The sequence below is a fragment of the Thalassobaculum sp. genome (assembly GCF_040219615.1).
Lineage (GTDB): Bacteria > Pseudomonadota > Alphaproteobacteria > Thalassobaculales > Thalassobaculaceae > Thalassobaculum_A.
In genome coordinates, this window is sequence record NZ_JAVJSE010000038.1 from 105,234 (window position 1) to 124,197 (window position 18,964).

15 protein-coding genes are annotated in these 18,964 nt (G+C 70.1%); 5 read left to right on the top strand and 10 right to left on the bottom strand.

Annotation, left to right across the window (positions count from 1 at the left end):
- The first annotated feature begins 139 nt into the window (after nt 1–139).
- On the top strand, nt 140–2,008 hold the full coding sequence (locus tag RIC31_RS19315) for a sensor histidine kinase (protein ID WP_350111592.1): 1,869 nt from the start codon (nt 140–142) through the stop codon (nt 2,006–2,008).
- A gap of 7 nt (nt 2,009–2,015) precedes the next feature.
- Here the strand turns inward: RIC31_RS19315 and RIC31_RS19320 are convergent, their stop codons facing one another.
- From RIC31_RS19320 to RIC31_RS19330, 3 genes are all read right to left on the bottom strand, one after another.
- On the bottom strand, nt 2,016–2,744 hold the full coding sequence (locus RIC31_RS19320) for a glutamine amidotransferase-related protein (RefSeq protein WP_350111594.1): 729 nt from the start codon (nt 2,742–2,744) through the stop codon (nt 2,016–2,018).
- Nucleotides 2,744–3,883 (bottom strand): beta/alpha barrel domain-containing protein, encoded by a 1,140-nt coding sequence (locus tag RIC31_RS19325; protein WP_350112583.1) that lies wholly within the window; start codon nt 3,881–3,883, stop codon nt 2,744–2,746. Before RIC31_RS19325 ends, RIC31_RS19320 begins: the two co-directional genes overlap by 1 nt.
- A gap of 179 nt (nt 3,884–4,062) precedes the next feature.
- Nucleotides 4,063–5,451: a class II 3-deoxy-7-phosphoheptulonate synthase gene (locus tag RIC31_RS19330; protein WP_350111596.1), complete on the bottom strand. Its 1,389-nt coding sequence runs from the start codon at nt 5,449–5,451 to the stop codon at nt 4,063–4,065.
- A 149-nt stretch (nt 5,452–5,600) separates the two neighbouring features.
- Between RIC31_RS19330 and RIC31_RS19335 the strand changes: the two genes are divergently transcribed.
- Nucleotides 5,601–5,894, top strand: a complete 294-nt coding sequence (locus RIC31_RS19335) for a cupin domain-containing protein (protein ID WP_350111598.1) — start codon at nt 5,601–5,603, stop codon at nt 5,892–5,894.
- Nucleotides 5,895–6,053: 159 nt separating this feature from the next.
- Here the strand turns inward: RIC31_RS19335 and gor are convergent, their stop codons facing one another.
- The gene (gene gor, locus RIC31_RS19340; protein WP_350111600.1) at nt 6,054–7,436 is read right to left on the bottom strand and encodes a glutathione-disulfide reductase; all 1,383 of its coding nucleotides are present in this window, start codon (nt 7,434–7,436) and stop codon (nt 6,054–6,056) included.
- 212 nt (nt 7,437–7,648) lie between these two features.
- Here gor and RIC31_RS19345 point away from each other — a divergent pair, with 212 nt between their 5' ends.
- Complete coding sequence (locus RIC31_RS19345; RefSeq protein ID WP_350111602.1) at nt 7,649–8,716, top strand: hypothetical protein; 1,068 nt, start codon at nt 7,649–7,651, stop codon at nt 8,714–8,716.
- 20 nt (nt 8,717–8,736) lie between these two features.
- On the opposite strand, the gene RIC31_RS19350 is transcribed toward RIC31_RS19345, so the two are convergent.
- On the bottom strand, nt 8,737–10,215 hold the full coding sequence (locus RIC31_RS19350; RefSeq protein WP_350111604.1) for an NAD-dependent succinate-semialdehyde dehydrogenase: 1,479 nt from the start codon (nt 10,213–10,215) through the stop codon (nt 8,737–8,739).
- An 83-nt stretch (nt 10,216–10,298) separates the two neighbouring features.
- A complete protein-coding gene (locus RIC31_RS19355; protein ID WP_350111606.1) occupies nt 10,299–11,696 on the bottom strand; it encodes a dipeptidase in 1,398 nt (465 codons plus the stop codon).
- Nucleotides 11,697–11,811: 115 nt separating this feature from the next.
- On the opposite strand from RIC31_RS19355, the gene RIC31_RS19360 reads away from it, so the two are divergent.
- A complete protein-coding gene (locus RIC31_RS19360) occupies nt 11,812–12,354 on the top strand; it encodes a GNAT family N-acetyltransferase (protein WP_350111608.1) in 543 nt (180 codons plus the stop codon).
- Here the strand turns inward: RIC31_RS19360 and RIC31_RS19365 are convergent.
- The 4 genes from RIC31_RS19365 to glmU all read right to left on the bottom strand — a co-directional run bounded on the left by RIC31_RS19365 (nt 12,315) and on the right by glmU (nt 17,019).
- Nucleotides 12,315–12,626: a hypothetical protein gene (locus tag RIC31_RS19365; protein ID WP_350111610.1), complete on the bottom strand. Its 312-nt coding sequence runs from the start codon at nt 12,624–12,626 to the stop codon at nt 12,315–12,317. The genes RIC31_RS19360 and RIC31_RS19365 overlap by 40 nt on opposite strands.
- Before the next feature lie 379 nt (nt 12,627–13,005).
- Nucleotides 13,006–13,821, bottom strand: coding sequence for an alpha/beta hydrolase family protein (locus RIC31_RS19370; RefSeq protein WP_350111612.1), 816 nt, complete (start codon nt 13,819–13,821; stop codon nt 13,006–13,008).
- A gap of 18 nt (nt 13,822–13,839) precedes the next feature.
- Nucleotides 13,840–15,666, bottom strand: coding sequence for a glutamine--fructose-6-phosphate transaminase (isomerizing) (glmS, locus tag RIC31_RS19375; protein ID WP_350111614.1), 1,827 nt, complete (start codon nt 15,664–15,666; stop codon nt 13,840–13,842).
- Nucleotides 15,667–15,669: 3 nt separating this feature from the next.
- The gene (glmU, locus tag RIC31_RS19380; protein ID WP_350111616.1) at nt 15,670–17,019 is read right to left on the bottom strand and encodes a bifunctional UDP-N-acetylglucosamine diphosphorylase/glucosamine-1-phosphate N-acetyltransferase GlmU; all 1,350 of its coding nucleotides are present in this window, start codon (nt 17,017–17,019) and stop codon (nt 15,670–15,672) included.
- A 178-nt stretch (nt 17,020–17,197) separates the two neighbouring features.
- On the opposite strand from glmU, the gene RIC31_RS19385 reads away from it, so the two are divergent.
- A complete protein-coding gene (locus RIC31_RS19385) occupies nt 17,198–18,904 on the top strand; it encodes a CHASE2 domain-containing protein (RefSeq protein ID WP_350111618.1) in 1,707 nt (568 codons plus the stop codon).
- The last annotated feature ends 60 nt before the right edge of the window (nt 18,905–18,964 follow it).

Here is an 18,964-nt window from a genome sequence, read left to right on the forward strand (position 1 = left end):
TTCAGCTTGACGGACCCTTAACCGGTGGCGTGGCATGCTGCGCCCTTGAACCCGCGACGAGAGTCCGCCCGCGTTGACGACGCCATCGTTTCCCGCTGTCCCGACATCGACCGGGCCCGCCGCGACCGAGGATCCGGTGGTGCTGGCGAGCCTCGCCTTCGCCTTGGAGAGCACCGAGGTCGGCATCGCGGTCTGGGATGCCGAGGACCGGCTGGCGTACTGCAACGCCCGGTTCCGGGAGATGTTCGCCCATGCGGGCCCGTTCGAGGGCAAGCCGCGCTTCGTTGACCTGTTCGCACGGGATCGCCGGGCCCGCAGCAAGGCTCCGGAGGCGGTCTCGGCTCCGCGCGGGCGTGCCGAGCGCCACCGCAGCCGCGCCGGGTCCGGCGAATTCCTGTCGGTGGCGAACCGTCTCATCCGCTACCAGGACGTCCACACGCCTGACGGCGGGCTGGTGACGTTCTACGAGGACGTCAATCGCGACCGGATCGCGGCCGCGACCCTGACCGCCCTCGCCAAGACCATCCCCGGCGCGATCTTCGAACTGCGGTGCGATACCAACGGACAGGTGACCTGCAGCTATGTGAGCGAGCGGGTGCGCGAATTGACCGGGCTCGGACCGGAGCGATTCACCGCCGACTGGAACGCCGCCCTGGCCGAGTTCGTCACCGAATCGGAGCAGCGCTATCTCGAAGCCAGCCTGCGGGCCTCGGCCGACCGGCTGGACGACTGGGACGAGGAACTGCCGATCCGCCATCCGACGGGCGGCACCCGATGGCTGCGGACCCGGGCGTCGCCACGCCGGCTGGAGGACGGCACCGTCCTGTGGTCCGGGATGCTGACGGACGCCACCGAGACCGTCGAGAGCAACGCAGCTCTCGCCGCCAGCGAACGCCGGTTCCGCGATATCATCGACATCGCCTCCGACTGGGTCTGGGAAACCGGCCCCGATGGACGGTTCACCTTCATATCCGACCGCTTCTTCGAGATCACCGGGATCGCCACCGACGAGTTCGTCGGCCGGAACCGCCACGAGTTGCGGTTCTACGACCTGAACGACCCGGGCTTCCGGGCGATCGAGGAGGACACGCGCGAGAGGCGGCCGATCCACGCCCGGCGCATGCGCTTCACGCTCGCCGGCGGCGAACGGCATGTGGCGATCCGCGGCCGGCCCATGTTCGACGAGGACGGCGATTTCCTCGGCTACCGTGGCACCGGGACCGACGTGACCCGCGAGCACGAATACGTCCAGAGACTGCACGAGGCGATGGTCGAGGCACAGGCGGCCAACCGCGCCAAATCCCGCTTCCTGGCCAATATGAGCCACGACCTGCGCACGCCGCTGAACGCCATCATGGGCTTCAGCGAGATCATGCAGGCCGAGGTCTTCGGCCCGGTCGGCCATCCGCGCTATGCCGAGTACGTCCGCGACGTCCGTACCAGCGCCGCCCATCTGCTGGAGTTGATCGACGATCTGCTGGACCTCGCGCGCATCGAGTCCGGCCGGATCGAGATGATCGAGGAACGGCTGGTGATCGCCGATCTGGTGGACGAGGCGATGATGCTGGTGGCACCGCGCTGCGAGGCCCGGGGCGTGACGCTGGCGAAGACCTGTGCAGTCGAAACCCCCGTGGTCAAGAGCGACCGCCGGGCGGTCAAGCAGATCCTGGTCAACCTGCTGACCAATGCCGCGAAGTTCACGGACCGCGGCGGCATGATCGAGGTCATCGTCGAAGCCGATCGCGGCGACGGGGTCTGGGTGACCATCCGCGACGACGGCTGCGGGATCCCGTCGGCGATGATCGAGGAAGTCACCAAGCCTTTCGTGCAGGCTGCCAACCCGTCCAATCCGACCACCCGCCCGCGCGACGGCGTCGGCCTGGGGCTGGCAATCGTGCGCTCGCTCGCCGAGGCGATCGGTGCCGAGTTCCGGATCGAGAGCCGGATCGGCGAAGGCACCAAGGCGGCATTCCGGCTGCCGTCCGGCCGTACGGTCCGGGCAGCCTGAGGGCCGACTACTCGGCAGCCTCGGCGCGGTGCGCGGTCAGTGCCGGGATGCCCATGCGGTCGAACAGGGTGTTGGTCCAGCGCTCGATGCCGTCGTTGAACAGCTCGAAGCCTTTCACATGCGCCCGTTTCGGCTGCGCGCCCGGCATGTGCAGGCGGTGGCCGCCGCCCAGGTTCCAGCGGTGGATCATCGCCAGGGTGATCTCCGGATGGAACTGCAGGCCGTAGGTCCGGTCGCCGACGCGAAACGCCTGGTTCGGGAACGCGTTGGTGCCGGTCGCCAGCAGCTCGGCGCCGGGCGGCACGTCGAAGCCCTCGCGGTGCCACTGGAAGAAGAACCGGGAATGCTCGAACAGCGGCTCGGCCCCCGGCACCGGCTCGACCCGGGTGTAGCCGATCTCGACATGCTGCTCGGGATGCGGCGTCACCGTGCCGCCGAGCGCCCGTGCCAGGATCTGGCCGCCCAGGCAGATCCCGAGATACGGCACGTCGGCGTCCAGCACCCGCTTGGTGAAGTCGATCTCGTGGCGGATGCCGTCCAGGGACTGGCAGTCGTTGGCACTCATCGGGCCGCCGAACACCACCACCGCCGCGTAGTCCCGGGGGTTGTCCGGCAGCGGATGCTCGATGCACGGGCAGCGGCGGTCCAGCGCGTAGCCGCGGGCTTCCAGCAGTTCGCCCACCCGGCCCGGCGTGGAGTGCTTCTGGTGGACGACGATCAGCACCCGGTCAGGCATCAGCGCGCCACCTCGCGCAGCAGGAACTCGCGGCCGATCTTCACGCGCGCCGCCCCGTCGTAGTCGATGATGTCGGCGGTGGCGTAGGTCTCGCTCCAGCGCTCCGGCAGGTAGGAGCCGGTGCCGATGACGTCGACCGGCGCCTTGGCCAGGGCCATCACCCGGCACTTCTCCGGCCCGAAGCCCGACGATGCGACGATATTGACGTCCGGGAAGCCGGCATAGTCGAGCTGCTCGCGGGCGTGCCAGATCGCCGCCGCCGACACGCCGGTGCCGATCAGCGACTTCAGCTCGGCCTCCGAGCGGTAGCCGCGGATCGCCTCGGGCGCGTTGCGGTCGAGCACCTTGTAGGACTCGGCCATGTCCAGGCCCTCGATGTGCCGGCCGCCATGGGTGTCGAGCCGGATCGAGAGGCGTCCGGCCGCGGCGATCTCCGGGAACCGGCGGCACACCGCCAGGGCGTCGGTGATCTCCTGGCCGAAATAGTCGACCAGGACCGTCAGGTTCTCCGAAGGGTGGGTCTCGTGGAACATCTCGGCGGCGCGCAACGTCGAGCCGGCATAGCCGATCAGGGCGTGCGGCATGGTGCCGAAGCCGCGCGCCTGGCCGAAGTAATGCGCGGTCGCGTCCGAGGCGTTGCCGATGAAGCCCCTGGCGCCGACCTTCTTCTTGGCCTTCTCGGAGCCGACGCTGGCACCGTAGGCCATGATCTCGGCCATCTCGGTGCCGGCGCAGTGCCGGGCGTCCATCGCCAGGAACGCGGTGTCCGGCAGCTCCACGCACATGGTATAGGCGTTGTAGGCGGCGACGCAGGCGGCCCCCAGCTTCTGCAGGTACTGGGTCTCCAGGTCGACCAGGTGGTACAGCGAGCCGGTGATGTAGAGGATCGGCTCGCCGGCGCCGACCCAGGCGCCCTCGCGATGGGTCAGCTCGATCTCGAACTCGACGCCGCGGGCCGCCGCCATCGCCCTGATCCACTCGACCGCCAACCGCGGCGCGCAGGTGACCGGACGGCGCATGAACACGGCATAGGTGACGCGCTTGTCGCCGAACCGCTGCACGCACTCCTTGGTCCGCAGGAAGTACTTGTCGACATAGCCGGACAGGGTCTGGTCGGTCGGATGCCGGGTCGTCGACATCCAGGTCTCCCCCGGGCCGCCCTGGTCGGGCCCCGGGTCCAGATCCTCACGCTCGATCGCACTCATTGCCGGCTCCGGCCGTTGCATCCGCCACGATAACGCGACGCCTGTCGAAGCGACAACGGTCGCTGGGCGAAGGAGTTATGCGCTCCGGGCAATGCTGCGGCCGGTTCCCGACGTCAGGACGCCGCCTTCAGCGGCGTCGCCGCCCCGGTCCGGCGACGGCGCAGCATGTCGGCGATCAGGAATGCCAGCTCCAGCGACTGCGAGGCGTTCAGGCGCGGGTCGCAGTGGGTGTGGTAGCGATCCGCCAGCGCATGCTCGGTGATCCGGGTGGCGCCGCCGATGCATTCGGTGACGTCCTGGCCGGTCATCTCGAAATGCACGCCGCCGGCATAGGTGCCCTCTTCCTCGTGCACCTCGAAGAACGACTTCACCTCCGACAGGATGCGGTCGAACGGCCGGGTCTTGTAGCCGTTCGAGGACTTCACCGTGTTGCCGTGCATCGGGTCGCAGGACCACACCACCTTGCGGCCCTCGCGCTCGACCGCGCGGATCAGCTTCGGCAGCGCCTCCTTGACCTTGTCGGACCCGAAGCGCGCGATCAGCGTCAGCCGGCCCGGGTCGTTGCGCGGGTTCAGCACGTCGACCAGGCGGATCAGCTCGTCGGGATCCAGGCTGGGCCCGCACTTCATGCCGATCGGGTTGTGGATGCCGCGGCAGTACTCGACATGGGCACCGTCGAGCTGGCGGGTGCGGTCGCCGATCCACACCATGTGGGCGGCGGTGTTGTACCAGCCCTTGTCGTCGGTGATGGTGTCCTTGCGGGTCATCGCCTCTTCGTAGCCGAGCAGCAGCGCCTCGTGGCTGGTGTAGAAGTCGGTCTCGCGCAACTGCTGGACGTTGTCCGGGGTCAGGCCGCAGGCCCGCATGAACGCCAGGCACTCGTCGATGCGCGCCGCCAGCTGCTCGAAGCGGTCGTTCTGCGGGGCGTCGGACAGGAACGACAGGGTCCAGCTGTGGATCTCGTCGAGATTGGCGAAGCCGCCCTGGGCGAAGGCCCGCAGCAGGTTCAGGGTCGCCGCCGACTGGTTGTAGACCCGCATCAGGCGGTCCGGGTCCGGCGTGCGCGCGTCGGCCGTGAACTCCATGGCGTTGACCATGTCGCCGCGGTAGCTCGGCAGGCTCACCCCGTCGACCACTTCCATGTCGGACGACCGCGGCTTGGCGAACTGGCCGGCCATCCGGCCGACCTTCACGATCGGGCAGGATGCGCCGAAGGTCAGCACCACCGCCATCTGCAGGAACACCCGGAAGCTGTCGCGGATGTTGTCGGCCGAGAACTCGGCGAAGCTCTCGGCGCAGTCGCCGCCCTGCAGCAGGAAGGCCTTGCCGGCGGCCACGTCGCCGAGCGCGCTGCGCAGGCGCTGGGCCTCGCCGGCGAACACCAGCGGCGGGAAGCTCCGCAGGGTCTGCTCGACCTGCCGCACCCGGTCCCGGTCCGGATAGCTGGGCTGCTGCTGGATCGGCATCGACCGCCAGCCCGACGGGTTCCATTCGCGCATCATCGCACCCTCCCCTGGGGCGTTTCGTCGATTCGTCGGGCCGGTTCTAGCAGCGGCTTCCCGGCGCTGCCAGCCGATTCGCCCCGGCAGGCCGAGCCTGTTGCACCGCAGCGTCGACCGCGCCATCGTCAGGCGAACCAACGGAGAGCGCCATGGCCGACCAGCACATTCCCGCCATCCCGACCGTCCAGGTCGACGACGACAAGGTCCGCGTCACCGAATGGCGCATCCCGAAGGGCGGCGCCACCAGCTGGCACCGCCACGAGATGCCCTATGTGGTGGTCCCGATCCAGGGCGGCCGGCTGAAGATCGCCACCAAGGACGGCGACGTTCCGGCCGAGATGGTCGCCGGCCAGGCCTACTCCCGCCCGCTCGGGGTCGAGCACGACGTCATCAACGACGACGACCACGACATCGTGTTCATCGAGGTGGAGATGAAGGGCTGACCCCGCAGACGGAGCGGCCGGAGGGTTCCGGGTCGCGCTGCGCTCGCCCGGAATGACGACGCGAGGAGCGGAGCTCTCTCCCCCCTTGACGTCATTCCGGACCGGACCGCCAGAGGCGGGACGGATCCGGAACCCACGGAACGACGGGCGGCGCCCCTCCTACTCCGCCGCCGCCTCTGCCGGCGACGGCTCCGGGCGCTTCTCGCGCATGGTGACGAACTCCTCGGCCGCGGTCGGGTGGATGCCGATGGTGCGGTCGAAGTCGCGCTTGGTGGCGCCCATGCGCACCGCGATTCCGATGCCCTGGATGATCTCCGGCGCATCGACTCCGAGCATGTGGGCGCCGACCACCCGCTGGCTCTTGCGGTCGACGATCAGCTTCATGAAGCCGCGCTCGGTGTTGCGGGTCAGCGTGTACTTCATCGGCCGGAAGCCCGAGACGTAGACGTCCAGCTCGCCGTATTTCTCGCGCGCATTGGCCTCGGTCAGGCCGACGGTGCCGACCGGCGGCTGGCTGAACACCGCGCTCGGCACGTCGTCGTGGTCCGGCTTGATCGGGTTGCCGTTGAACTCGGTCTCGGCGAAGGCCTGGCCCTCGGCCAGCGCCACCGGGGTCAGCTGGATGCGGTCGGTGACGTCGCCGATCGCCCAGATCGACGGCACCGACGAGCGCGACCAGGCATCCACCTTCACCGCCCCGTTGGCGGTCAGCTCGACACCGGCCTGCTCGAGCCCGAGGCCCTTGGTGTTGGGCGACCGGCCGGTCGCGTACATGACCGCGTCGACCTCCAGGGTCTCGCCGTCCGACAGGGAGACCAGGTAGCAGTCGCCGGCCTTCTCGATCCGGGTCGGCAGGGTCTCGGGGAGCAGGTTCAGGCCCTTCTTCTCGAGCTCGACGGTCAGCGCGGTGCGGATGTCCTCGTCGAAGCCGCGCAGCACCTTGTCGGCCCGGTACACCAGGTGCGTCTCGCTGCCGAAGCCCTGGAAGATGCCGGCGAACTCGACGGCGATGAAGCCGCTGCCGACGATGGCGATCCGCCGCGGCCGCTCCTTCAGGTCCAGTGCCTCGTTCGAGGTGATGGCGTGCTCGATGCCCGGCACGTCCGGCAGGGTCGGCCAGCCGCCGGTCGCCACCAGGATGCGCTCGGCCGTGTAGCGCTTGCCGCCGACCTCGACGGTGTGCGGGTCGACCACCACGCCGCGGCCGTCCAGCACGGTGTTCCCGGCGCCGCTGAGCAGGTTCATGTAGATGCCGTGCAGCCGGTCGAGTTCCTTGTCCTTGGCGGCGATCATCGCGCCCCAGTCGTGCTGGACGCCCTCGACCGTCCAGCCGTAGCCGACCATGTCCTCGATCTCGTGGCGCAGGTGCGACCCGTAGACCATCAGCTTCTTGGGCACGCAGCCGCGCAGGACGCAGGTGCCGCCGACCCGGAGTTCCTCCACCACGGCGACCTTCGCGCCGTAGCGCCCGGCCAGCCGCGAGGCCCGCACGCCGCCGGAGCCGGCGCCGATGGTGATCAGGTCGTAGTCGTAGCGTGCCATGGCGGGCTCCTGCGGGGCGTGGTGGCGAACGGAGGCGTGGTGCCGAAGATGGTGACGGGCACTCTAGGCGAAACCGGCGCGGCGTTCACGGTCTCGTGCCGCGGGGGAACGGACGGCCCCTCGAACGGGGCGTTGCACCCGTCGGTGGAGTCTGGCACTCAGGCCCCACCAGGGGTGGTACGGCCGGTCCGGACAGTACGGGGGGTAGAGTGATGCGAACGGCGACGGCGATCCTGGCAGTCGGGCTGCTGCTCGCCGGCTGCGTGAAGACGAGAGCCGACAACGAGCTTTCCCAGATCGGCGGCGGCCAAGCAGTCTCCCGGAACAGCGGCGTGGTCATGTTCGGAATTGAGCGGGCCCCGATCGATCCGCCGATTTTCTGGACAGTCGATATACGGCGGCTCACCCCAGGCACGGCACGGCCCGAGGCTCCGGTCGAGGGATCTGGGGCCGCCAACCATGTGAGCTACCGCCAGTTCGGCGGGATGCTGGCCCGTGACGAGAACTACGCCGCGTACGCCGTCGTGCCCGGCGACTATGCGATCGTCGCCATGGTGCCGGCACAGGAAGGCGGCCTGTTCGTCAATCCGGACTTCCGCCAGGCCGGGCCGCAGGCCGCCGCGATGGGCGGCGCGGGCCTCATCGGGCTGCTCGTCCTGGGCGGCGGAGCGTTGGCCGAGCGGTCGGCCGAGGAGGCACGCTTCGGAAAGCGCGGGCGCTCCCCCCTCGTGTTCGTCGCCGACGACGGCACCGTCCTCCCGGAGGCCCCCCGGTTCACGGTTAGGGCCGGCGAGGTGGCGTATCTCGGCGAGTTCCTGTTCGGAGCGAAGCGATACTTCGACCAGCGCCGGGACGTCGGCGGCGGGGGCAACACCGACGGGAAATGGACCCGCGTGTTCACCAGCCCGTTCGTCGAACACCTCGTCGACGAGACCGCAGCCCGCCGCAACGTTCAGGGTCTGGGCCTCGCCGGCTGGCCGATCCGGACGGTGAGGCCGGCGGCGCTGGTCGAGGGACCGGCCTACTTCGCTCCCTATCTGACCCGCGACCGCGTGGACTGGCTGTCGGCCGGCACGGTGGTGAGCGAGGACATGGTCCGTGCGCGGCCGGCGTCGGCCGGACCGGCCGCCCCACGGGCCGTCCCGCAGACGGTCCCGGCGGTCGCCGGACCCGGGCCGGGCAGGCTCGACGGCCTTAGCGCGGCGGATCTGCGCGAGCGCTTCCTGGCCGGCGAGATCTCAGCCGAGCAGTACCGGGCGGCATTGACCGCCCGGCGCTGACCGGTTGCGGAACCGAGCGCTTACGGCGCCCCGATGCCGCCCATCAGGACGTATTTCAGCTCGACGAACTCGTCGGCGCCGTATTTCGAGCCCTCGCGGCCGAGGCCGGATTCCTTCATGCCGCCGAACGGCGCCACCTCGGTCGAGATCGCGCCCTCGTTGACGCCGACCATGCCGTATTCCAGCGCCTCGGCGACCCGCCACACGCGCCCCAGGTCGCGGGCGTAGAAGTAGGATGCCAGGCCGTACTCGCTGTCGTTGGCCTGCCGGATCACCTCGGCCTCGTCCTTGAAGCGGAACAGCGGCGCCACCGGGCCGAAGGTCTCCTCGCGGAAGATCTTCATGTCGGGCGTGGCGCCGGTCAGGACCGTCGGCTTGTAGAAGTTGGCTCCCATGTCGGTCAGGCGCTGGCCGCCATAGGCGACCTTGGCGCCCTTGGCGACGGCGTCCTGCACATGCTCCTCGACCTTGTCGACGGCCGCGCCCTCGATCAGCGGGCCGAGCACCACGCCGTCCTCGAAGCCGCCGCCCTGCTTCATCTTCGCGACCGCCGCAGAGAGCGCCTCTGAGAACGCGTCGTAGACGCCGTCCTGCACGAAGATCCGGTTCGCGCAGACGCAGGTCTGGCCGGCGTTGCGGAACTTCGACAGGATCGTGCCCTGCACGGCGGCGTCGATGTCGGCGTCGTCGAAGATGATCATCGGCGCGTTGCCGCCGAGCTCCAGGCTGATCTTCTTCACGGTGCCGGCGGCCTGCGCCATCAGCTGCTTGCCGATCGGGGTCGAGCCGGTGAAGCCGATCTTGCGGACGATCGGGTTGGTCGCCAGCTCGGTGCCGATGGCGCTGGCGCTCTTGCCGATCACCACGTTGAACACGCCCTTCGGGAAGCCGGCGCGCTCGGCCAGCTCGGCCAGCGCCAGCGCCGAGTACGGCGTCATCTTCGCCGGCTTGATCACCACCGGGCAGCCGACCGCGAGCGCCGGCGCGCATTTGCGGGTGATCATGGCGTTCGGGAAGTTCCAGGGCGTGATCGAGCCGACCACGCCGACCGGCTGCTTGAGCACCAGGATCCGCTTGCCGGGCGCATGGTTCGGGATGATGTCGCCGTAGACCCGCTTGGCCTCCTCGGCGAACCACTCGACGAAGGACGCGCCGTAGGCGATCTCGCCCTTGGCCTCGGCCAGCGGCTTGCCCTGCTCGGCGGTCATGATGGCACCGAGGTCGTCCTGGTTCGCCATCATCAGGTCGAACCACCGGCGCAGGATCGCCGCGCGCTCCTTGCCGGTCTTGGCCCGCCATTCCGGCCAGGCCCGGTTCGCGGCCTCGATGGCGCGCCGGGTCTCGGCCGCCCCCATGTCGGGCACGGTGCCGAGCTTGCGGCCGGTCGCCGGGTCGTCGACGTCGACCGTGCCGCGACCGTCGGCGTCGACCCAGGCGCCGTCCACATAGGCCTGCTGACGGAACAGGCTCGGGTCCTTCAGGCGGCTCGCGAGATCCATGATGTCCTCCGGATCGGTCGGTTTGTCTGGTTGGCCGTACTATAGGTTCGGAGACGCTGTTTGAAAGGGGCGGCGGCGGCGTTTCAGGTATCCGCCCGGAAAGCCGCCGGCACGAAACCGCCGAGTTCGCGCAGGATCGCCGGCCAGGCGCGCAGCCCCATTGCGATCGACTCGATCCGGAAGAACTCGTTCGGTGCGTGCACCGGCTCGTCCGGCAGGTTGAAGCCGAACATCAGGGTGTCGATCCCCATCGTCTCCTTGAAGATCGCGGTGATCGGCACGCTGGCGCCGAGCCGGACCGGGATCGGGCGCCGGCCGGTCTCGGCCTGCAGCACGCGCTCGGCGGCCAGCACCAGCGGATGCCCCGGCGCCAGGGTCGAGGCCGGCGAGCCGTCGCCGATCCGCCCGAACGACAGTTCCACGCCCTGCGGGCAGTGCGCCTTCAGATGCGCCACCACCGCGTCGATCACCCGGCGGGCGTCCTGGCCGGCGACGATCCGCACCGTCAGCTTGGCATGCGCCTCGGCCGGGATGATGGTCTTCGATCCGATCCCCAGGTAGCCGCCCCACATGCCGTTGACGTCCAGGCAGGGCCGGAGCGTGATGCGTTCGCGCATCGCGTAGGCCGGATCTCCGTGGGCGGCCGCCCCGGCCTCCGCCAAGAACGCCGTCTCGTCGAACGGAAAGGCCGCGACGTCGGCGCGCTGGCGATCGGTGAGCTCTGCGGCGTCGCTGTCGAAGCCGGCGACCGCCACCCGGCCGTCGCGGTCGTGCAGGGTGGCGACCAGCGCCGCCATCTCGTGCAGGGCGTTGCGCACCGCCCCGCCGTAGCGCCCGGAATGCAGGTCGCCGGACGCGGTCCGCAGGCTGAACTCCAGGCCGTTGGAGCCGCGCGCCCCGGTGTTGACGGTCGGCAGCTCGCGGCTGGCGCGGCCGCCGTCGGCGGACAGCACGCCGTCGGCCGCCAGCAGGTCGCGGTACCGCTCGATCAGCGGCCGCAGGCTCGGGCTGCCGGTCTCCTCCTCGCCCTCCAGGAAGAACTTCACGTTGACCGGGCAGCGCCCCTCGACCGCCAGCAGCGCCGCCACCGCCTCGATCGCGATCATGGTCGAGCCCTTCACGTCCGATGCGCCGCGGGCGTACAGCTTGCCGTCGCGCACGGTCGGCTCGAACGGCGGCGTGGTCCAGGCGTCCAGCGGATCCGGCGGCTGCACGTCATAATGACCGTAGACCAGCAGGGTCGGCCTGCCCGGCGCGTGCAGCCAGTCGCCGTACACCGCCGGCTGGCCGCCGCCGTCCAGCAGTTGCACGTTCTCCATGCCGATCGCCGTCAGCCGGTCCAGCAGAAACCGGCGGGCGTCCGCCATGCCCTCGGCGAAGGTCGGGTCGGCGCTGACGCTCGGCATCCGCAGCAGGGTCTTCAGGTCTTCCAGGATGGCGTCGTGGCGGGCGAGCAGATGGTCGACGACGGGGTCGCTCATGGCAGGCTTCCAATGGCTGGCGGCGTGCCGGGCCGGAGGGAAGGATGCGGTCGCCCGGGCACGGTCGATCCGCCTACAATAGCCGCCGAGCGTTGGTTTGGAAGGGCATCCCGCCGTGACCGTTCCCGAGATCGTCAGGCTCGACCCCGAGGCCTGGGCCGTGTTCCGCGCCGTCCGCTTGGAGTCGCTGGAGCGGTCGCCGCATGTGTTCGGCACCGGCCTGCACCAGGAGGTCGAGCAGCCGGAATCCTGGTGGCGCGGGCGGCTGGAGAACCCCGATCTCGGGGTCTACGTCGCCCGGCTCGCCGGCGATCCGGTGGGCATGGCCGGCTGGATGCTGCCGGCGGCGGCGAACACCCGGCACCGGGCCTATCTGTGGGGCGTGTATCTCCGCGACGAGTTGCGCGGCGGCGGGATCGGGCGGGGCCTGGTCGCCGCCGCCCTCGAGGAAGCGGCGTCACGGGCCGAGGCGGTCGACCTGCACGTTCTGACCGACAACCTCCCGGCCATCCGCCTTTACGAGACCCTCGGCTTCAAGGTGGTCGGGACGGTACCGCGGGCGCTCAAATACGCCGGCGTCCACCGCGACCAGCACCTGATGGCCCGCGACCCTGCGGTTCAGTCGACGCCCGGCACCGTGCAGGCACCGGTGGTGTAGATCGTCCGGACCGCGTTGGTCTGGCTCAGGTCGATCACCAGGTTGCCGCGGCAGTCGGTGAACGAGATCCAGCCGGTGTAGCTCTGCACCGGGGCGTCCTGGGAATACCCGACCGGTGCCAGGTAGATCGACTTGATCCGGGCCGGGTCGACCTTGAGCCGCGCCAGCTGGGCCTGCACCGCCGCTTCGGCCTCGTCGCGCTTGGACGCGGAGGCGGGGCCCGCCGCGGCCAGCACGACCGCAACCGACAACAGAGCGAGGACGATCCGCATCGTTCCCTCCTTCGAGACACCGGCGAAGTGCCGGCACTCCGAACATGGTGCGCCCGGGGCGGAGCGTCCATCACCCGCGTCGCCGCAGGCCGGGAACTGCAGCGGCGCGCGTCAGCTCGACTTTGTGAGAATCGCCGCACTCCGCCTTGCCGCCGGCAACGCCTCCCCCCTTTGACGTCATCCCGGACCGGGCCGCCGACGGCGGCACGGAGCCGGGACCCACGGAACGGCCGATGATGGCGGTGGCCGCGGCAGAAGCGACGGGTGGGTCCCGGCTCCGCCGCACCTCCGGCGCGTCGGTCCGGGATGACGTCGCGGGAGTGAAGGCCCGGCGCCCACCGGTACGGCACGTGCTGCGCGAAATTGGCCAAAGTCGAGCTCAGGAACCGATCAGGTCGACGACCGCCGCCAGCACCGGCTTCGCGAACAGGATCCGGAGATGGCCGAAACGTTCGGTCCGCAGGAACTCGGCGTCCGGCCGTGCCGCGGCCAGCCGCTCGGCGTCGGCGATCGGCATTTCCGGATCGCCTGCGTCGTGGGCGATCAGCAGCCGCGCCGGCAGCCGGTCGGCGACACGCACCAGGTCGAAGTCGGCGGCGTCGTAGCCGAAGTCGTCCCGCAGCACCCGGTGCAGGCCGGCCAGCCGGTCGTCCGGCAGCCCTTCGCCGCGCAGGAACCGCAGGGTCATGCTGTCGATGCGGCTGGGTGCCGCGACCAGCGCCAGGGCACCGGCCGACAGCGGCACCCCAGGCTCCGGCCGCTCGGCGAAGGCGAGGCCGGCTGCCATGCCGCCGAAGGAATGCCCGACCACCGCGTCGACCGGACCATGCGCCGCCACGACCGCGCGCATCGACCGGATCACCTGCGGCATGCTGGTGGCGGTGCCGGGGCTCTCGCCATGGGCCGGCGCGTCGAAACCGAGGCAGGCCCGGCCGGCCCGGTTCAGCGCCCGCACGATGCCTGCGAGGTGGGTCGCCCGCGATGCCCAGCCGTGCACCAGCAGCACCGGCGGCCGTTCCGACGCCGTCTCCGGCCGCCACAGATAGGACTCGACCTCGATGCCGTCCGGGGACACGGCGACCCGCCGGCGTTCGGCGGCGGCGGCCAGGCTGCGGTCGCCGTCGGTGGTCTCGGGCGGCGCCGGCGTGCGGTAGCGCTCGAACAGCGCCGTCGCGTCGTCCCCGTACGCCGTCATGCGGTCACCCCGCCCGGCTCATTCGACCGTCACGCTCTTCGCCAGGTTGCGCGGCTGGTCGGCGTCGGTGCCCTTCTCGACCGCCGCGTAGTAGGCCAGCAACTGCACCGGCACGGTGTACAGGATCGGCGCCACCACCGGGTCGACGGTCGGCAGCACGATCACATGGTCGTTGCTCTCGCGCAGGCGCTCGGCGCCGGCGGCGTCGGTCAGCAGGATCACCCGGCCGCCGCGCGCCCGCACCTCGGCGACGTTCGAGGCGGTCTTCTCGAACCAGCCGTCGGTCGGGGCGACGATCACCACCGGCATATGCTCGTCGATCAGGGCGATCGGACCGTGCTTCATCTCGCCCGCGGCATAGCCCTCGGCGTGCACGTAGGTGATCTCCTTGAGCTTCAGCGCACCTTCGAGGGCGATCGGATAGGACAGGCCACGGCCGAGGTAGAGCACGTCGCGGGCGCGCGCCAGGTCGTGGGCGATCCGCATGAACTGGCCTTCGTGCTCTTGCCGCAGGACCTCGCCAACCCGGCCCGGCAGGCCGGTCAACGCGATCCGCAGCGCGCTCGCCCGCTCCTCCGACAGCCGGCCGTGCTTGCGGCCCAGCGCGATGGCGAGCGCGCAGAACGCCGTGAGCTGCGCCGTCGTCGCCTTGGTCGACGCCACCCCGAACTCGGGCCCGGCCCGGGTCAGCAGCACCCCGTCGGATTCCCGGGCGATGGTGCTTTCCGGCACGTTGACGATCGCCAGGGTCTTCTGGCCGAGCGCCTTGGCCCGGCGGATCGCCATCAGGGTGTCCAGGCTCTCGCCCGATTGCGATACCGCGATCGCCACCCCGCCCGGCGGCAGCACCGCATCGCGGTCCCGGAACTCGCTGGCCAGCTCGACCTCGGTGGCGATGCCCGCGAGGGATTCCAGCCAGTAACGCGCCGCCAGCCCGGCGTAGTAGCTGGTGCCGGCGGCGACGATGGTGATCTTCGGGACGTGGTCGGCGTCGAGCGGCGACGGGATGGTCGCCGCCCCGGTGCCGGGGTCCAGGACCGCGTGCAGGGTGTGGGCGATCGCCTCCGGCTGCTCGTGGATCTCCTTCTCCATGAAGTGCCGGTAGTTGCCCTTGCCGACCATGGCGGCGCTGACCGTCGACACCTGCTCGGGCCGCTCGACCGGGACTCCGGCGTCGCGGAACACCTGCACGCCGGCGCGCCGCACCACCGCCCAGTCGCCGTCCTCGAGATACACGATGCGGCGGGTCAACGGCGCCAGGGCCACCGCGTCGGAGCCGACGAAGCACTCGCCGTCGCCGATTCCGAGGGCCAGCGGCGAGGCCCGCCGGGCCGCCAGCAGCAGGTCGTCCTCGCCGGCCACCAGCACCACGAAGGCGAAGGCCCCGGCCAGCCGCGGCATCAACGCCGCCATCGCCGCCTGCGGGGTCTGGCCGGCCCGGATTGCGCGATCGAGCAGATGGGCGACCACCTCGGTATCGGTGTCGCTGGTGAACACCACGCCCTCGGCCTTCAGTTCGGCCTTCAGCTCGGCATGGTTCTCGATGATGCCGTTGTGCACCACCGCGACGCGGCCGGCGACATGCGGGTGAGCGTTGTCGACGGTCGGCGGCCCGTGGGTCGCCCAGCGGGTGTGGCCGACCCCGGAGGTGCCGGGCAGCGGCTCGGCCGCCAGCACGCCCTCCAGCTCCGACAGCTTGCCGGCGGCCCGGCGGCGCTGCAGGGCGCCGTCGACGATGGTGGCGAGGCCGGCCGAGTCGTAGCCCCGATACTCGAGCCGCCGCAGGGCGTCGAGCATCAGCGGCGCGACCGGCCGATCGGTGAGAGCGCCGACGATGCCGCACATGGCTCAGTCCTTCCCCGGATTGGCGCGTCGCGACCGGAACCGGGCGGCACCGCCCGGCACGATCCTGTCCTCGCCGCGGACCACCGCGAGGGCGTCGGCCGGGACGTCGCGGGTGACGGTCGACCCGGCGCCGACGATGGCACCGTCGCCGATCGCCACCGGCGCGACCAGCGCGCTGTTGGAGCCGATGAAGGCGCCGGCGCCGATGTCGGTGCGGTGCTTGGCGAAACCGTCGTAGTTGCAGGTGATGGTCCCGGCGCCGAGGTTGGCGCCGGCCCCGACCCGGGCGTCGCCGACATAGGTCAGGTGGTTGGCCTTGGCGCCCGGCCCGACCGTCGCATTCTTGATCTCGACGAAGTTGCCGATATGGGCGCCGGCACCGATGTCGGCGCCGGGCCGCAGCCGGGCGTACGGGCCGACGATCGCGCCGGTCGCCACGGTGGCACCCTCCAGGTGGCTGAAGCTGCGGATCTCGACCCCGTCGGCCACCGTCACGCCGGGGCCGAACACGACGTGCGGGTGCACCGTCACGTCGCGCCCCAGCCGGGTGTCGTGGCACAGGAACACGGTCTCCGGGGCGACCAGGGTGACGCCGTCGTCCATGGCGGCGGCGCGCAGGCGCGCCTGCATGGCGGCCTCGGCGGCGGCCAGGCCGGCACGGCTGTCGACGCCCATGGTCTCGATCGGGCTGCAGGTGACCACGGCGCAGCGCCGATCGCGCTCGCGGGCGATGCCGACGATGTCGGTCAGATAGTACTCGCCCTTGACGTTGGCATTGCCGATGGCGTCTAGCATCCCGAACAGCACCGCCGCGTCGATCGCCATGACGCCACCGTTGCACAGCCGGATCTCGCGCTCCACCGGCCCGGCATCGCGGGCCTCGACGATCCGCTCCAAGCTGTGGTCGGCACCCAGCACCAGCCGGCCGTACAGCGCCGGATCGGCCGGCTCGAAGCCCAGCACGACCACCGCCGGGGCGTCGGGCCCGCGCCGCGCCTCGACCATCCGGCTCAAGGTCGCGGCGGTTATCATCGGGGTGTCGCCATACAGCACGATGACGGTGCCGTCGGTCATCGGCGCCAGGGCCTGGCGCGCCGGCTTCACGGCGTCGCCGGTCCCGAGCGGCTGCTCCTGCACCGCCGATGCGGCGCGCCCGGCGACCGCCTTGCGCACGGCGTCCTGTCCCGGGGCCGTGACCACCACCACCGGGTCGGCGCCGATCGAGCCGGCGGCGTCCAGTACCCAGTCGATCATCGGCTTGCCGGCGACCGGATGCAGGACCTTCGGCAGCTCCGACTTCATGCGCGTCCCCATGCCGGCGGCCAGCACGACGGCGGCAAGGCGATCGGTCATCGCGGGGTGCTCCTCACGGTCTCGACAGTCATCGAAGGATGAATGCCATGCCATTGAGTCGGAACGAAGTCACGTTTTGCGACGAACGATGACGAGGGCACCCTTCGGCGTCGACCACGATCCGGTGCTTCCGCACCGAACTTGGATCGCTATGATTGCAGTTCGGGCGGGAGGCGCGATGCAGGGACAGCAGGAAGATCACGGAGCGGTCGTGTGGTCGGTCGTCCGGCATCGCCCGCGCCGCAACTCGATTGCCGAACTGCTCCGTTGGCTCCTGAAGACGCCGGCGCGGCGCACGATCTACCGGCTCTCGCTGGTGCTCACGCTATGGCTGGCGTTGAGCACGACCGACATCGCGGGCCTCAGTTCGGCGTCGAACGACGCCGTCCATGACGCAATCATGCGGTTCGTTGCATCGGATCCGGAGCAACCGAGGGACGGTGACGTCACCGTGGTATTGTGGACCGAAAGCGCCACGCAGCAATTCGTCAGACATGGATTGGCCCAACGGGCATGGCCGATCGAATACGGAGCCCATGCCGAGTTGTTGTACACCCTGATCGATTTCCGGCCGCGAGCGATCTTCCTGGATTTCGCCTTCCTGGACAAACGCGAGGACGAGGGCTTCGGATACCTGAAAGAGGCGTTGCAGGCGGCCGCCGACGCGAAAATTCCAGTCTACGTTTCAGACCTGCCCGAGGCCGGACGAAACGCCCTGCAGCCGACGCCCCCCACCCCGGAACCGTCGGAGCAACCGGTCGTCCGGTTCGTCCCCGCCACGATCTCGCCGGAACCCGTGGTCCGCCACTACCCGATCTCGGTCGGTGGCGGCAACAGCGTCGCCGTCGCGATCTACTACGATCTTTGGTCCGACCTGTGGCCCGACGTGCGACGCGAGATGTGGAGCCGCGACCGCCTCCTGGACGGAGTCATGACCGGGTCCGCGGAACGATTTGGATTGCACTGGTACCGCAGCGTTCATCCCGCGACCGAAACCTACTTCGGCGACATCGACCCGCACAGCGTCTGGTGCCTGGAGTTCCAGAACAGCCTCCGATCAGAAGGTTTCAGGGAGTCTGCGGTCGATCTCGCCAGCTCGGTCTGCGAGCTTCTCCACGCCTGGTTGTTCAATCGAGAACTGGCACAGAAGGCTCTGGCCGCACCGCCGGTCATCCCGGCCGACTCGGTCGTATTCGAGGAGCCGCCCCCCGCCGATCCAGCGCGTTGCAACAGGCTGCAGCCGGTCGATGCCGACCCGGCCAAGGAGGTCGAGAAGCGGCGCATGTGGGAATTCCTGTCCTGTCGGATCGTCATGGTCGGCTCGGGCCTGCTGGCCTCCGGCGACTTTCGGGATACGCCGCTCGCGCCGCGTCAACCGAGCGTTCTGGTTCACGCCCAGGCGCTGCAGAACCTGCTCGACGGCAATGTCTACTTCAAGGAGCCACACTGGCCGGAATGGCTTGCCGACTCTCCGGGCGTCAGAGCCGAGCTCGAGAAGGTCGGCATCTCGCGCCTCGCCGGGGTTCTCTTTCTCGTCATATCGGTAGGCCTCTACTCGCTGCACTTCGAGTCGAAGGCCCGCAGGCGGTACGGGCAACATTCAACGACCCTGCCGCATGGCCCTCTCGCCCTGGCCGCCCCTGGAGAGGCGGGCTTCTGGTCCTTGCTCCTGTTGTTCCTCGTCTGCTCGACGATTGCGGCGGCCATCGCTTCGGCGTTGGTCGCGGGCCGCATCGACCCCGGCGGATGGGGTGACGCGTTTACAAGTTTCGCGCTCGTCGGCGCGCCGGTAGTCCTGCCGGGAGTCGACCGCCTGATGCTCTGGGCAATGTATCGCGAAACCATGGACCTGAGCGTCGGCGGCAGGCCTCCCCTCCTGCCTTGATCAGATATTGCACATGTGCTGCACTCGCATTGGTCGCACCCATGACGGCTCGGGGGAGTT

Coding starts and splice junctions, on each gene's coding strand:
- RIC31_RS19320 (WP_350111594.1), bottom strand. CDS start 2,744: ATGCCTGACCGGGTGCTGATCGTCGTCCACCAGAAGCACTCCACGCCG.
- RIC31_RS19325 (WP_350112583.1), bottom strand. CDS start 3,883: ATGTCGACGACCCGGCATCCGACCGACCAGACCCTGTCCGGCTATGTC.
- RIC31_RS19330 (WP_350111596.1), bottom strand. CDS start 5,451: ATGATGCGCGAATGGAACCCGTCGGGCTGGCGGTCGATGCCGATCCAG.
- RIC31_RS19335 (WP_350111598.1), top strand. CDS start 5,601: ATGGCCGACCAGCACATTCCCGCCATCCCGACCGTCCAGGTCGACGAC.
- gor (WP_350111600.1), bottom strand. CDS start 7,436: ATGGCACGCTACGACTACGACCTGATCACCATCGGCGCCGGCTCCGGC.
- RIC31_RS19345 (WP_350111602.1), top strand. CDS start 7,649: ATGCGAACGGCGACGGCGATCCTGGCAGTCGGGCTGCTGCTCGCCGGC.
- RIC31_RS19350 (WP_350111604.1), bottom strand. CDS start 10,215: ATGGATCTCGCGAGCCGCCTGAAGGACCCGAGCCTGTTCCGTCAGCAG.
- RIC31_RS19355 (WP_350111606.1), bottom strand. CDS start 11,696: ATGAGCGACCCCGTCGTCGACCATCTGCTCGCCCGCCACGACGCCATC.
- RIC31_RS19365 (WP_350111610.1), bottom strand. CDS start 12,626: ATGCGGATCGTCCTCGCTCTGTTGTCGGTTGCGGTCGTGCTGGCCGCG.
- RIC31_RS19370 (WP_350111612.1), bottom strand. CDS start 13,821: ATGACGGCGTACGGGGACGACGCGACGGCGCTGTTCGAGCGCTACCGC.
- glmS (WP_350111614.1), bottom strand. CDS start 15,666: ATGTGCGGCATCGTCGGCGCTCTCACCGATCGGCCGGTCGCGCCGCTG.
- glmU (WP_350111616.1), bottom strand. CDS start 17,019: ATGACCGATCGCCTTGCCGCCGTCGTGCTGGCCGCCGGCATGGGGACG.
- RIC31_RS19385 (WP_350111618.1), top strand. CDS start 17,198: ATGCAGGGACAGCAGGAAGATCACGGAGCGGTCGTGTGGTCGGTCGTC.